Annotated in this window: 13 protein-coding genes; 5 read left to right on the top strand and 8 right to left on the bottom strand. The window is 49.4% G+C overall.

Annotated elements, in window-relative coordinates:
• Nucleotides 1-41: 41 nt before the first annotated feature.
• Entirely contained in the window at nucleotides 42-1,154 is a 1,113-nt protein-coding gene (locus B0475_RS16140) for an S-(hydroxymethyl)glutathione dehydrogenase/class III alcohol dehydrogenase (RefSeq protein WP_077412927.1), read from the top strand.
• Between the two features lie 27 nt (nucleotides 1,155-1,181).
• Nucleotides 1,182-2,021, top strand: coding sequence for an S-formylglutathione hydrolase (fghA, locus tag B0475_RS16135; RefSeq protein ID WP_077412926.1), 840 nt, complete (start codon nucleotides 1,182-1,184; stop codon nucleotides 2,019-2,021).
• Here the strand turns inward: fghA and B0475_RS16130 are convergent.
• A complete protein-coding gene (locus B0475_RS16130) occupies nucleotides 2,012-2,428 on the bottom strand; it encodes a hypothetical protein (RefSeq protein ID WP_077412925.1) in 417 nt (138 codons plus the stop codon). The genes fghA and B0475_RS16130 overlap by 10 nt on opposite strands.
• Nucleotides 2,429-2,760: 332 nt before the next feature.
• Between B0475_RS16130 and B0475_RS16125 the strand changes: the two genes are divergently transcribed.
• The gene (locus tag B0475_RS16125) at nucleotides 2,761-3,768 is read left to right on the top strand and encodes a DUF11 domain-containing protein (RefSeq protein WP_157893028.1); all 1,008 of its coding nucleotides are present in this window, start codon (nucleotides 2,761-2,763) and stop codon (nucleotides 3,766-3,768) included.
• Nucleotides 3,769-3,858: 90 nt separating this feature from the next.
• Here B0475_RS16125 and katG read toward each other — a convergent pair whose 3' ends face one another.
• The 7 genes from katG to B0475_RS16090 all read right to left on the bottom strand — a co-directional run bounded on the left by katG (nucleotide 3,859) and on the right by B0475_RS16090 (nucleotide 11,159).
• A complete protein-coding gene (gene katG, locus B0475_RS16120; protein ID WP_077412923.1) occupies nucleotides 3,859-6,075 on the bottom strand; it encodes a catalase/peroxidase HPI in 2,217 nt (738 codons plus the stop codon).
• A gap of 122 nt (nucleotides 6,076-6,197) precedes the next feature.
• Complete coding sequence (locus B0475_RS16115) at nucleotides 6,198-6,995, bottom strand: DUF817 domain-containing protein (RefSeq protein ID WP_077412922.1); 798 nt, start codon at nucleotides 6,993-6,995, stop codon at nucleotides 6,198-6,200.
• Between the two features lie 39 nt (nucleotides 6,996-7,034).
• Entirely contained in the window at nucleotides 7,035-7,481 is a 447-nt protein-coding gene (gene ybeY / locus B0475_RS16110) for an rRNA maturation RNase YbeY (RefSeq protein WP_077412921.1), read from the bottom strand.
• Nucleotides 7,482-7,494: 13 nt separating this feature from the next.
• Complete coding sequence (locus B0475_RS16105; RefSeq protein ID WP_198538356.1) at nucleotides 7,495-8,418, bottom strand: PhoH family protein; 924 nt, start codon at nucleotides 8,416-8,418, stop codon at nucleotides 7,495-7,497.
• A gap of 34 nt (nucleotides 8,419-8,452) precedes the next feature.
• On the bottom strand, nucleotides 8,453-9,784 hold the full coding sequence (gene miaB / locus B0475_RS16100; RefSeq protein WP_077412919.1) for a tRNA (N6-isopentenyl adenosine(37)-C2)-methylthiotransferase MiaB: 1,332 nt from the start codon (nucleotides 9,782-9,784) through the stop codon (nucleotides 8,453-8,455).
• On the bottom strand, nucleotides 9,774-10,367 hold the full coding sequence (locus B0475_RS16095) for an NUDIX hydrolase (protein WP_077412918.1): 594 nt from the start codon (nucleotides 10,365-10,367) through the stop codon (nucleotides 9,774-9,776). Before B0475_RS16095 ends, miaB begins: the two co-directional genes overlap by 11 nt.
• Before the next feature lie 63 nt (nucleotides 10,368-10,430).
• A complete protein-coding gene (locus tag B0475_RS16090) occupies nucleotides 10,431-11,159 on the bottom strand; it encodes an FKBP-type peptidyl-prolyl cis-trans isomerase (RefSeq protein WP_198538348.1) in 729 nt (242 codons plus the stop codon).
• Between the two features lie 278 nt (nucleotides 11,160-11,437).
• Between B0475_RS16090 and B0475_RS16085 the strand changes: the two genes are divergently transcribed.
• Both B0475_RS16085 and B0475_RS16080 read left to right on the top strand, forming a co-directional pair.
• Nucleotides 11,438-12,214, top strand: a complete 777-nt coding sequence (locus B0475_RS16085) for an enoyl-CoA hydratase/isomerase family protein (RefSeq protein WP_077412916.1) — start codon at nucleotides 11,438-11,440, stop codon at nucleotides 12,212-12,214.
• Nucleotides 12,215-12,300: 86 nt separating this feature from the next.
• Nucleotides 12,301-14,253: a propionyl-CoA synthetase gene (locus tag B0475_RS16080; RefSeq protein ID WP_456298905.1), complete on the top strand. Its 1,953-nt coding sequence runs from the start codon at nucleotides 12,301-12,303 to the stop codon at nucleotides 14,251-14,253.
• The last annotated feature ends 1 nt before the right edge of the window (nucleotide 14,254 follow it).

The raw sequence follows: 14,254 nt of genomic DNA, 5'->3' as shown, positions 1-14,254 counted from the left end.
CTTTGTGTTATGATCTTTGCCTTTTAAAACATCAGATAATCATGAAAATGCGTGCAGCTGTGGCCTGGGAAGCAGGTCAGCCATTATCCATAGAAACTGTTGACATTGCGGGTCCCAAAGCCGGTGAGGTATTGATCAAAATGGTTGCCACCGGGGTCTGCCATACCGATGCATACACCCTGTCAGGCGATGACCCGGAAGGTTTGTTTCCATCGATTTTGGGCCACGAAGGCGGTGCTGTTGTGGTGGAACTTGGTGATGGTGTGCATTCGGTGGCAGAAGGAGATCATGTGATTCCACTGTACACCCCGGAATGTGGTGAATGTAATTTCTGCACCTCTGGAAAAACCAACCTGTGCCAGGCCATCAGAACCACTCAGGGCCAGGGGCTGATGCCGGACGGCACTTCACGGTTATCCATCAATGGCAAACCCTTGTATCATTATATGGGTACTTCAACCTTCGCGGAATACGCGGTGGTGCCAGAAATCGCCCTGGCAAAAATCAATCAGCAGGCTCCGCTGGATAAGGTTTGTCTGTTGGGCTGTGGTATCACCACTGGCGTCGGCGCGGTGTTGAACACCGCCAAAGTTGAACCAGGTTCCACCGTGGCTGTGTTCGGCCTGGGCGGGATTGGTTGTGGCGTGATTCAGGGTGCCGTGATGGCTGGAGCCAGTCGCATCATCGGGGTTGACATCAACCCGGATAAATTTGAATTTGCCCGACAAATGGGGGCCACTGAGTTTGTCAATCCCAAAGAATACGACCTTCCCATTCAGGAGGTGTTGGTTGAGCTCACCGATGGAGGGGTTGATTATTCATTTGAATGTGTTGGTAATGTTGAACTCATGCGCTCAGCACTTGAATGTTGTCACAAAGGCTGGGGAGAATCTGTGATCATCGGAGTGGCTGGTGCCGGCCAGGAAATTGCAACCCGACCATTTCAGCTGGTTACCGGGCGGGTCTGGCGTGGCTCTGCTTTCGGCGGGGTCAAAGGTCGCAGTCAGTTACCGGGCATGGTTGACCAATACCTTGCCGGAGCACTGAAAGTGGATGAGTTTGTATCGCACACCATGCCATTGGATGAGATCAACAAAGCATTTGAACTGATGCATGCCGGCGACGGCATCCGCAGCGTCATTACCTTTGACTGACAACAGCATTATTCGGAGCACATAGCGATGCAATTAAGCAGCCAACATACTTTGCATGATGGACAACTGTCATTTTACCGGCATGAATCAACCGTTAATCAGGCCTCCATGGGGTTTGCCATATACCTGCCACCACAATCAACCAGCAAGCCAGTTCCCGTGCTTTATTTTCTCTCCGGGCTGACCTGTACCGAAGAAAATTTCATGATTAAATCAGGGGCACAGCGTTTTGCTGCCAAACATGGGATCGCCCTGGTAAGTATGGACACCAGCCCAAGAAACCTTGGATTACCAGGCGAAGATGACAGTTACGACTTTGGCTCTGGTGCCGGGTTTTACCTCAATGCCAGCAAAGAACCATGGAGCAGGCATTACCGGATGGAAGACTATGTGGTCAAAGAATTACCCGGATTGATTGAAGAACATTTTCCGGTACAGCCTGGTAACCGATCGGTCTTTGGACACTCAATGGGTGGTCACGGGGCCTTGACTCTGGCATTGAAAAATCAGGATAAATTTCGTTCGGTGAGTGCCTTTTCACCCATTACTGCCCCCACTCAGAATGAATGGGGAATCAAGGCATTTACTGGATATCTGGGTGATGATCGAACACTTTGGCGTCAGTACGATACGGTTGAGCTGATAAAATCGGGCGTAGCACCGATGCCTTTACTGGTTGATCAGGGCTTGGCCGATGAATTTTTAACGGAATACCTGCAGCCGGAAAAACTGCTTGAAGTCTGTGAGCAACATAAGCACCCACTGACTATGCGCCAGCATGCCGGATATGATCACAGCTATTATTTTATCAGCAGTTTCATTGAAGACCACATCAGCTACCATGCAGGATACCTTCATCAGGACTGAATGGCGCTGTCAGCGAAAGCCTTTGTCAACCTTCCGTAAATGGTGATTTTGCTGCCAAAAGTGGTTTTGATGATGACTTTATTGAAAAACCAACAGGACTTCTTGGATACAACTGAAACAAGTTCATCATGCCTGACAATCAGCTGACCACCACCCATGATCGCAGCTGTGGAGAACACATACCCTCCTTCATATTGTGATAATGTCAGGCAATGGTTGTGATTGATGCCGTTGATCCGGCCTGAACCCAAGCCATGCTTGATGATCAGTTTGCCCAGGGAAGTGATGTTCACTTCCTGATTCATGCCTGAGGCTTTCTTTAACAGTCGGGTAATCACCCACCAAAACAATGGGAACAGAATCATAAATACCACCACAATGGCAGTGATCAGTACCGGTTGACTCACCTTTCCCCCTGTCTTAAAGACGCTTCAAATACACATTGTAACGCCAATGATGGGCTGATGAAATACTGACTTTTGATGAGAACATACATCTGAACTAAAGGTGATGCTGTAAACCGCCCGGCATCAAATCATCAAACAATGCTTAGTGTCACGAAGACTCATTTGTGTCACTTGAGGGTCACAAATGTTCGCATTGGGATTAATTCATATATATTTCGGACTAAATGGTACATTTTTTAATTATTTTCTGGTGAACAGGCATGTCTTGTGTCTCAATGGAGGGGTCGGCCTTAACTGGGTAAGTGTGTGTTAACAACAACCGGGAGGCACACATGAAACAGAGATACTTAACAGGTACCATGTTGATCATGGCTGCACAGTTCACTGCAGCCACAGAAATAACCATTCAAAATGATTCCTTAACTGACTTGAGCAGTGGCGCCATTCAATCCGGCTTCGTTGCTGGTGAACGGGCGGCTGTCTGGCTGGAAGCACCTTGTGATGGAGACCTGATAGCAGTTCAGATATTCTGGCGTTCGGCCAGTGGCACCAACCCACCCAGTATAGAACGCTCGGTCAGTGTTCATCAGGCTGGCACACACCCCATTCCAGGTATCGAACTGGAAACCATAATCGGGCCTGTTTTAACCGATGGCTTGTTGAACGAATTCCGTTACCTTGATGAAAACAACGTCATCCCTTTGGTGGTTCCGGTGACCGAGGGCACAGAATACGTCGTTGCTTTTGAATTTGAAAACTCACCCAACGTAAACACCCCCAGTGTGGTTACCGATGCAGATGGTTGTCAGGCAGGGAAAAATGCTTTGTTTGCCATTCCGCCAGACCTTTGGTTTGACAGTTGTTTGTTAGGGTTGTCTGGCGATTTTGTGATCCGGGCAGTGGTGGAATGTCCGGTTTCACAAAACGAGGTGGACCTGTCTGTCACTCAAACAGCAGATCCTGTGGCCTATTTACCGGGCACCGACCTGAGCCTGCAAATCACTGTAAGCAACGCAGGACCGGTCACCGCCAATGCCACCACCCTGATCGATTTCTTTCCACCTGAACTGACCCAGGTTGACTGGCTGTGTACCCCAAGCAATGGCGCCTCCTGCAACAATGCAACTGGCAGCGGCAACATCACTGAATCGATCAGTCTGCCCCCCAATGGTCAGATCGTCATTGATGCAGTGGGTACTGTTGATATCAACAGCATACTGACTTTGAGTAACACGGCTCAACTCGTGGTCCCGCAGGGTTTGATTGATGTGAATCCTGGCAACAATCAATTTACCCTTGAAATCACCAATGACCTGATTTTTAAAAACGGATTTGAATAACTAAAAAAGCGACAACTTAAACAGAAGTTGTCGCTTTTCACGATCAGCAAACCGTCAGACTGAGTCAACAGTCATCGGGTCTGATCAGCTTTACAGGTCAAAACGATCCAAGGTCATGACTTTGCTCCATGCGGCCACAAAATCATCAATGAATTTCTGCTGGCCATCATTGGCTGCATAAACTTCCGCTATGGCGCGTAATTCGGCATGAGAACCAAACAATAAGTCGACTGGTGTAGCGGTCCACTTAACGGCCCCATTTTGACGGTCCCGGCCTTCATAAACACCAGCCTGGTCTGCCGCTGGACCCCATTCGGTAGACATGTCCAGCAAATTCACAAAGAAGTGGTTGTTCAGTGTGCCAGGACTTTCTGTCAATATCCCGTGACTGATACCACCAGTGTTGGCATCAAGTGCCCGTAAGCCGCCCAGCAGCGCAGTCATTTCAGGTACACTCAAAGTCAACATATCGGCCCGTTCGATCAGCATGTCAGTGGGTGACCGGCGGTTGTCAGCAGCGAAATAGTTCCTGAAGCCATCGGCTTTGGGCTCTAACACAGCGAACGATGCGGCATCAGTCTGCTCAGCCGTGGCATCGGTACGACCTGGGTGGAAAGGCACATTGACCTCAAAACCACCTTTTTCAGCAGCTTGTTCAATAGCTGCAGCTCCACCGAGGACAATCAGATCAGCCAAAGAAACCTGCTTGTTACCTCGTTGAGAATCATTGAACTCCTGTTGGATTTTGCCCAGGGTTTGAAGGGCTTCTGACAACTCTTCAGGGTTGTTGGCTGGCCAATCTTTCTGTGGCGCAAGACGTACCCTGGCACCATTGGCACCACCACGCATGTCGGTACCTCGGAATGAAGCGGCCGATGACCAGGCCGTTCTGATGAGTTCAGCCTGAGACAAATCACTTTGCAGGATCATTTTCTTCAGCTTTTTCACATCACGGTCTGTAATCAAATCATGATCCACCGCGGGAACCGGGTCTTGCCACAATAAATCAGTTGCTGGCACATCATCACCTATGTAACGACTGCGGGGCCCCATGTCACGATGAGTCAACTTAAACCAGGCTTTGGCAAAGGCCAGTTCAAATTCTTTGGGGTTTTGCTGAAATCTTTTCGAAATTTTTCGGTATTCAGGATCAAATTTCAAAGACAAGTCGGTGGTGAACATGATCGGCGCATGGCGCTTGTTGGGATCATGTGCATCAGGCACCAGATTGGCTGCCTGCCCGTCTGCTGGAATCCATTGAGTGGCACCTGCAGGGCTCTTACTCATCACCCATTCAAAACCAAACAGGTTATCCAGGTATTGTGTGGTCCAGGCAATCGGATTCACTGACCAGGCACCTTCAAGGCCACTGGTGATGGTATCAGCGCCTTTGCCACTGCCACACTTGCTGGTCCAGCCAAAGCCCTGCTCTTCGATATCAGCTGCAGCAGGTTCCGGGCCCACACAACCTTCCGGCTTTTTAGCCCCATGTGCTTTACCAAAGGTGTGTCCACCAGCAATCAATGCCACGGTTTCTTCATCGTTCATCGCCATGCGGCCGAAAGTTTCACGGATGTCCTTGGCAGCCAGTAGTGGATCTGGGTTGCCATTCGGACCCTCAGGATTCACATAGATAAGGCCCATTTGAACTGCAGCCAGCGGTTTTTCCAATGTTCGGTCACCGGAATAGCGCTCATCAGCCAGAAACTCTTTTTCAGGTCCCCAGTAAACCATATCGGCTTCCCAATCATCTTCCCGACCACCGGCAAAACCAAATGTGCTGAAGCCCATTGACTCCAAAGCCACATTCCCAGTCAAGACCATCAAGTCAGCCCAAGAGAGGCTTTTGCCATATTTTTGTTTGATGGGCCATAACAAGCGTCGGGCTTTGTCCAGGTTGGCATTATCAGGCCAGCTGTTAAGAGGTTCGAATCGTTGCTGGCCACCAGCGGCACCACCACGGCCATCAGAAATCCGGTAAACGCCGGCACTGTGCCAGGCCATGCGAATAAAGAACGGACCATAGTGACCATAATCGGCTGGCCACCAGTCTTGTGAATCAGTCATCAAAGCTTCGATGTCTTTTTTAACTGCCTTCAAATCAAGTTGCTCAAAGGCTTTTGCATAATCAAAATCATCTCCCAGAGGATTCGACTCTGCTGCGTGTTGTCTGAGTGGACCAAGATCGACCCTGTCCGGCCACCAGAATTGATTGGATTTGGCTTCCCCGGCGGATGCCGTATCTGTGCCAATTTGACTCAGAATAACCGCAGCTGCAGTTACCCATGGCAATGCTTTCTTGTTCATGTTTATACCTCTCTGATTCATGTCATGTGATGTGTCAATAAAACACAATCCCAGTATACATCGATAAATCAGATGGCAAACACCAACTTCATTTCAATTTATAGATTATGGTATTCGTTTTTTTAAACAATCTTTGCTGTGCTTGCCGTAGAGTGCTTCCGATTGATCAGTGAAACCAGAACGAAACTGAGCAACATCAGCAAATACCATGAACTGAGCTTGGTCAGAGACACCATTTCCCACTGCCCGGTCTGATTGGGGTAGATCCAGACATGGGTGAACGTGGCAATGTTTTCTGCCAACCAGATGAACATCGCCACCAGAAACCAGCCGAGTAACAATGGCATCTGGCGGTATGCACTGATGACTCTGAAATGAATCGTCGTCCTGAAAAACAAAAGACCGGTGATGGCCAGCAATACCCACCTGAAATCCCAGATAAAATGATGGGTGAAAAAGTTTATGTATATACCAATGACAAGCAACACAGTCCATGACACAGGAGGATATTGACTGTATCTGAATTCAAATATCCGCCAAACGCGGGCCAGATAGCTGCCCACTGCACTGTACATAAAACCAGTGAACAGCGGGACATTGGCGATCCCAAAGAAGTAGGCTTCAGGATAAACCCAGGAACCAATGGCATCTGAAGTTTTGAACAACTCCATCACTGTGGCCACCAAATGAAAAACAATGATGACCAGAAACTCCCTGGGTGTTTCCAGCCGGGTGAGCAACAACAGGAGCTGAAATGCAATGGCCGCCAGAAAAATAAAGTCATAACGGTGTAATGACTCAAGCGGGTACCAATAACGGGTAATGACCATGATGCCCAGCAAAAAACCACCAAATAAACAGGCATAAGCCTGCTTCAATCCAAAAACCCAAAATTCATGAATGATGCTTTTGAGAGTCATGACCTGAAGGTATCGTTTTCATGACATAACTGCCACCGGTTAAATTTGATAAGGATTGGGTATCTCAAGTGAGGCCAACAGCTCAATTTCCAGTTGTTCCATGATGGCCGCATCCGCAGCATTGATGTGATCATAACCCAGCAAGTGCAGACAACCATGGATGGTCATGTGGGCCCAGTGGTTGGTGAGTGGTTTGCCCTGTTCGCGTGCTTCGCGGATCACCACTTCAGCACAAATAGCCAGATCACCCAGGTGGGTTGATTCGACGAATTCTGGCAAGTCTGCTGGAAAAGAAAGCACGTTGGTCGGCTTGTCCTGCTGACGATAGGTCATATTCAGTTGCTGACTTTCTGCTGCATCAACCACATTGATACAGACTTCACCTTCCACCTCAACCGCGGTTGACACCTGACTCAGCCACAAACGAAAGGATTGTTCATCAGGGGCGTCCAGAGCTGCTTCATTGATCAGTTCCAGCTCAATCATACGCCGCAATCATTCAGTTTTTGGGTTTGTCGTAGGCTTCTACGATTTTCTGCACCAAAGAATGTCGCACCACGTCTTTTGATTTAAACCAACTGAAACTGATGCCTTTGATGTCCTGTAATATATCCATGGCATGTTTCAATCCTGATTTTTCACCTGGTCTCAGGTCAACCTGTGTGATGTCCCCGGTTACCACCACTGTGGTGTTAAAACCAGTTCTGGTAAGGAACATCTTCATTTGTTCAACGGTGGTATTCTGGGCCTCATCAAGAATCACGAATGCATCATTCAATGTACGCCCCCGCATGAAAGCCAACGGCGCCACTTCGATTTCAAATTTTTCCAACATTTTCTCGACTTTGTTGTGCCCCAGCATTTCATAAAGGGCATCGTACAACGGTCTGAGATAAGGATCGACTTTGTCGCTCAGATCACCGGGCAAAAACCCCAGCCGCTCACCGGCTTCTACAGCAGGCCTGACCAGTACCAGGCGCCTGACCCGGTCGTGCATATAAGCTTCAACCGCACAGGCCACAGCCAGATAGGTTTTACCGGTTCCTGCCGGACCAATGCCAAAATTGATGTCATGGGTGACGATGTTGTGCAGGTATTCTTTCTGGTTGTCAGAACGACCAGTGATCACGCCGGCTTTGGTTTTGATCGCCACTTCCTGCGGCTCATAATCTGGCTTACTGGCGTTGCCAGCCAGTATCACGTGAACAATTTCAGGGTTCAGTGCTTCATTACGGGCTTCCTTGACCAGTAATTGCAACATTTTAGCTGCCTGGTTGACATTGGCCTCACTGCCTTTGATCTGAAAATTGTGCCCTCTGGCGTGTATGTCGGTATTGGTATGCTCTGCGAGGAGCTTTAAATGAATGTCCTGTTGTCCGTACAGGTTAACCAGGCTTCCGTTGTTAACGTCCGGGAAATCCATGTTACGAACGCTTTGAGTTGGCAATTGTTCTATTTTATTCATTGATCAATACACGACCTCTCAGTGAGTTTCTTAATGCTTCAGTGATGACCACATCAACCATTTGGCCAATCAACCGCTTGGAACCGGCAAAATTTACCACCCGGTTGTTCTCTGTTTTACCAGAAAGTTCTTCATCTGACCACTTTGATGTGCCTTCAACCAGAATTTTTTCTGTTCGCCCCACCATCTGCTGACTGATTTGTGCTGCCATTTCATTGATGGTCGCCTGTAAGCGTTGCAGACGGGCTTTCTTTTCTTCCAGTGGTACCAGATCCGGCATTGACGACGCCGGTGTGCCAGGGCGAGCCGAGTAGATAAAACTGAAAGACTGGTCAAAGCCTATGTCTTCAATCAGCTTCATGGTGTCTTCAAAATCTTTGGCCGTTTCACCCGGGAATCCAACAATGAAATCAGAAGACAAACTGATGTCAGGTCTTGCTTCACGCAATTTGCGGATCTTTTGTTTGTATTCCAACGCAGTGTGGCCACGTTTCATCATTGACAAAATTCGATCTGAACCACTTTGCACCGGCAAATGCAGATAGTTGGCCAGTTCAGGTACATCACGGTACGCATCGATCAGTCCATCTGTGAACTCCACCGGATGTGAAGTGGTGAAACGAATTCGCTCAATGCCATCAATGGCTGCCACGTAATGGATCAGCAAAGCCAGATCTACCGTTTCACCCTCGTGTGAAATACCACGATAAGCGTTCACATTCTGCCCCAGTAAATTAACCTCTTTGACGCCTTGTTCAGCCAACTGCATGATTTCAGCCAACACCGAATCCATCGGCCTGGAAACTTCTTCACCACGGGTATATGGCACCACACAAAACGAACAGTATTTGCTGCAGCCTTCCATGATGGATACAAATGCCGCCGGTCCATCTTTTCTTGGCTTAGGCAGGTTGTCAAATTTTTCTATCTCTGGAAACGAAATGTCAATTTGTGGCTGTTGAGACTCTTGCCTTTTATTCAACAAATCAGGCAGGCGGTGAATGGTTTGTGGGCCAAACACCAGGTCTACATAAGGCGCTCGCTTGATGATGGCATCTCCTTCCTGTGAAGCCACACAACCGGCCACACCTATGATGACATCAGGGTTTTTTTCTTTGATTTTGCGCCAGCGACCAAGCTGAGAAAATACTTTTTCCTGGGCCTTTTCACGAATTGAACAGGTGTTGATCAGGATCACATCTGCCTCTTCTTCCACATCAGTGATGCTCATGCCGTGAGATTTTTTCAACACGTCCTGCATTTTGTCAGAATCATATTCATTCATCTGACAACCGTGGGTTCTTATAAATACTTTACCGCTCATGATTTTGCTGCTTAATTCTGTCTACCAATTGTACAATGATTTGTGCTGTGAGACCCCAAATCACATCACCTTTATAATCAAATACGTAATAATGTCTGCGACCAAATGGGGTTTTGACATGGTTTTTAACTCGGTTCGCATCATCTTGAAAAAAACGAAATGGCACCCCAAAAGCCCTGGCCACCTCATTGTGGTCCAATTTCAAGTCATGCACATCATCAATGGCACCGACAAAAGGGGTAACATGAAAGCCACTGATTGACGGCAAGCCATCAAGGAACCCCCACAATTCAACCCGATCTCTGCTGACACCTATTTCCTCGTGGGTTTCACGCAAGGCCGTGTGTCTGATGTTTTTATCCTGAGACTCATAACCACCACCCGGAAAACTGACCTGACCGGAATGATGCCGAAGCTCAGCATTTCGCTGAGTGAACAGCACCCAGGGCTCTTCATTTTTCCAATAAAAAGGGAACAACACCGCGGCAGCCCGATCCATGGATCCCGCGGCCCCCTGCCAAACAGATTCTTCAATCAGATCCTGATTGAGGTGGGGAGTGATTATTTGGCGAAATTGATGCATGCTGAGAACCAAAAAAGGCAAGTATCAAACTTGCCTCTTCAATCCTTTCAAGGGCTGTGTGAGTTACAGGATTTCCAGTAAATGGACATCGAAAACCAACACTTCGTTCGGGCCAATCGGGCCCTGGCCTTTTACACCATATGCCATTTCGGGTGGCAAAAACACCTGCCATTTGTCACCGGATTTCATCATCGGAATGATTTCTCTCCAGCCAGGCAAACCAATTTTGGTCATGTCCATTTCCAATGGTTGACCATTTTTATAGGTGCTGTCAAATTCCTGATAGTTGTCGAATACGTCGGTACCGATCAACTTACCACTGTAATGAACTTTAACTGTGTCATCCAGCGTGGCATTTCTGCCTGAGCCGGCTTCGATCACACGGTATTGAATACCGGATGCCAGTTCCTTGATGCCTGTTTTACCGCGGTTCTGAGCCAGAAACTCATCGCTGCGTGTTTGGTTCTTCTCAGCCATTGCCAGGTATTCCTCACGTTGGAACAACTGCAGTTTTTGCTGATATTTACCGTATTCCTGAGCCATGGTCTCCTTGTCAATTGTGGGATCTGACTGAACTGCTGCTTCGCGCAACCCTTTGACAGCCTGCTCAATATCAACTTCAAAATCACTGCCAGAACGACCTGCCATTTGCAGACCCATGCGGTAGCCAATGGCATAAGATGCCGCAGCCTTATCAAAAGTGATGTCTGAACTTTTTGGAATTTCCTGTTCAGTCTGTGCCAGGGCACTGAAACCCAGGGTCAAAAACATCAATGTCGTTATTTTTTTCATTCGTAACCTCTTAACAAAATCAGCCGCGTATTGTAAGCCACAGCTTTGAGTTAAACAAGACACGAGGGTCACTAATAAGTTCATTCAATCAATGAATTTAACTGAATTGTCACTTGATTTAACAAAATAATAATCATTAGAGGGCCTGACAACCACAACCCCGTTGCGGCCAGGCGTCTTGGCGGGATCTGTATTCAAACCGTATTCTCCAGATCTGCGTTGAGGCCTGGGTAATTTTGTTGTTATAATTCCGCTTCTCATTAATACCGGAAACGACCATGCCCAACGTCTTAGCAAACACCGAAAACAACGTTTTGACCATCACCATCAACCGGCCGGACAAGTTAAATGCCCTCAATCAGGCCACTTTGAAAGAGCTGGAAGACATTGTTGAACAAGCACAAAATGACGACGCCACCAAAGTCATCATCATCACCGGCTCTGGTGATAAAGCCTTCGTTGCCGGTGCTGACATTTCCGAATTGGCCACCACCGATGCCATGACCGGAATGAAATTTGCCCGGTACGGTCAACAGGTGTTCAATCGCATTGAAAATTGTGGTAAACCGGTGATTGCTGCGGTCAACGGGTTTGCCCTTGGTGGGGGCTGCGAACTGGCCATGGCCTGTCACCTGAGAATCGCATCTGACAATGCCAAATTTGGTCAGCCTGAAATCAAGCTCGGGGTGATTCCCGGTTTTGGCGGCACCCAACGCCTGACCCGTCTGGTCGGTAAAGGCAAATCCATGGAAATGAACCTGCTGGGTGACATGGTCTCTGCCGACAAAGCCGAACAAATCGGCCTGGCCAACTGGGTGGTACCCCAAGGCGAATTGTTGCCCACCGTGAACAAAGTAGCTGAACAGCTGGCCAATTCGGCCCCGATCGCATTAAGCATGACCATAGATGCAATCAACAAGGGCCTGGAATGCGCCCTACCCGACGCGCTGGATTACGAAGTCAAAGCCTTCGGTATCTGCTGTGCCTCTGAAGACAAAAACGAAGGTACCTCAGCCTTCCTGGAAAAACGCGCCGCTCAATTCACCGGCAAGTGATCCAACACCGCAATCCAACTAAAAAGGGCGCGACGGCGCCCTTTTTTTTGGCCATTGAGCGTGTAAGGCACCCATGCTAAAGTCGTATGGCTTATATCGCTGAACAAGTGGATAATCAGAGTCCCTCACTGACCGGTAGGCCGATGACTTCAGAGATCAACAGACTGCAACAACAAGCCACAGAACATCCCGAAGATTATTGGGCCAAAGCGGCTGAGGCCATTGACTGGATCAAACCATTTGATGAGGTGCTGGATCAGTCCAGCCCGCCGTTTTACCGCTGGTTCAGGGGTGGTCAGCTGAACACCTGCTTTAATGCACTGGACCGGCATGTGCTGGCGGGTCATGGTGAGCGCACCGCGTTGATTTATGACAGTCCTGTCACTGGGCAGCAAAATTCATTCACTTATCATGAGCTGCTGGATCAAGTCTCACGTTTAGCTGGCGTGTTGGTCAACCTGAGGGTGGTCAAAGGCGACCGGGTGATCATCTACATGCCAATGATTCCCGAGGCCATCATGGCCATGTTGGCCTGTGCCCGCATCGGGGCCATTCATTCGGTGGTGTTTGGCGGATTTGCGGCCAAAGAGCTGGCCACCCGCATAGATGATGCCCGTCCCAAAGTGGTGATGTCGGCCTCCTGCGGCATTGAAGTGAACAAGGTCATTGCCTATAAACCCCTGCTTGATCAGGCCATTGATCTGGCCAGCCATCAACCTGAACATTGTCTGATCCTGCCCAGACCTGAGTGTCAGGCAAGCTTGCAGGCACCCCGGGATGTGGGCTGGAAAGCCGCACTGTCGGTGGCTGAACCGGCCGCCTGTATACCGTTGGCTGCCACTGATCCGCTGTACATCCTCTACACCTCAGGCACCACCGGTCAGCCCAAAGGGGTGGTCAGGGACAATGGTGGCCACGCGGTGGCCATGCAGTGGAGCATGCAACACATTTATGACATCGGCCCTGGTGAGGTGTTCTGGGCGGCTTCTGATGTTGGTTGGGTGGTCGGTCACTCCTACATTTGTTACGCGCCATTGATCAATGGTTCTACCACCCTGGTTTATGAAGGCAAGCCTGTGGGCACGCCGGATGCCGGGGCGTTTTGGCGGGTGATTGCTGAGCACCAGGTCAAAGCCATGTTCACCGCGCCCACCGCTTTTCGGGCCATTCGCAAAGAAGATCCTCAGGGCGATTTACTCAAGCAACATGACCTCAGTCACTTCAAAGCCCTGTTTCTGGCCGGCGAACGTTGTGATCCGGACACCCTGCGCTGGGCCGAAGCGCAATTGCAAGTACCGGTGATTGATCACTGGTGGCAAACCGAAACCGGTTGGGCCATCGCCGCCAATTGTCTGGGCATTGAGCGGTTACCGGTCAAACCTGGGTCACCCACCCTGCCTGTACCTGGCTATCAGGTCGAAGTGATCGATCAGCATGGTCAGCCGGTGCCTTCCGGCGAGATGGGCAACATTGTCATCAAACTGCCACTGCCTCCTGGTACCCTGCCTACCCTGTGGCGGGATGATGAGCGCTTCATCGCCTCTTACCTGAGCGCCTTTCCTGGGTATTACCTGACCGGCGATGCCGGCTATCAGGATGAGGACGGCTACCTCTACATCATGAGCCGCACCGATGATGTGATCAACGTCGCCGGGCACCGTTTGTCCACCGGTGCCATGGAGGAAGTGCTGGCCAGCCATCCGGCAGTGGCTGAGTGTGCAGTGATGGGGGTGTATTGTCCGCTCAAAGGTCAGGTACCGCTGGGGCTGGTGGTGGTCAAAGACGGTCAGGCTGAACAAACAGCTGATTTACAGCAGGCCCTGATCCAAAGGGTACGTGACATAATCGGCCCGGTGGCTGCCTTCAAACAAGTGGCGGTGGTGGCCCGCCTGCCCAAAACCCGCTCCGGTAAAATACTTCGTGGCACCATGCGAGATCTGGCCGATGGCAAAGCCATCAAAGTCCCGGCAACCATTGACGATCCTGCGATTCTGGATGAGGTGACAGTAGCTTTGAAAGCATTGGGTTACCCGGTCTGAC

Origin of the sequence: Marinicella sediminis (assembly GCF_002000055.1) — a bacterium.
Taxonomy (GTDB): Bacteria; Pseudomonadota; Gammaproteobacteria; order Xanthomonadales; family Marinicellaceae; genus Marinicella; species Marinicella sediminis.
Note: the sequence above shows the minus strand (reverse complement) of the source record. Positions and strands in the feature narration are given on the sequence as shown.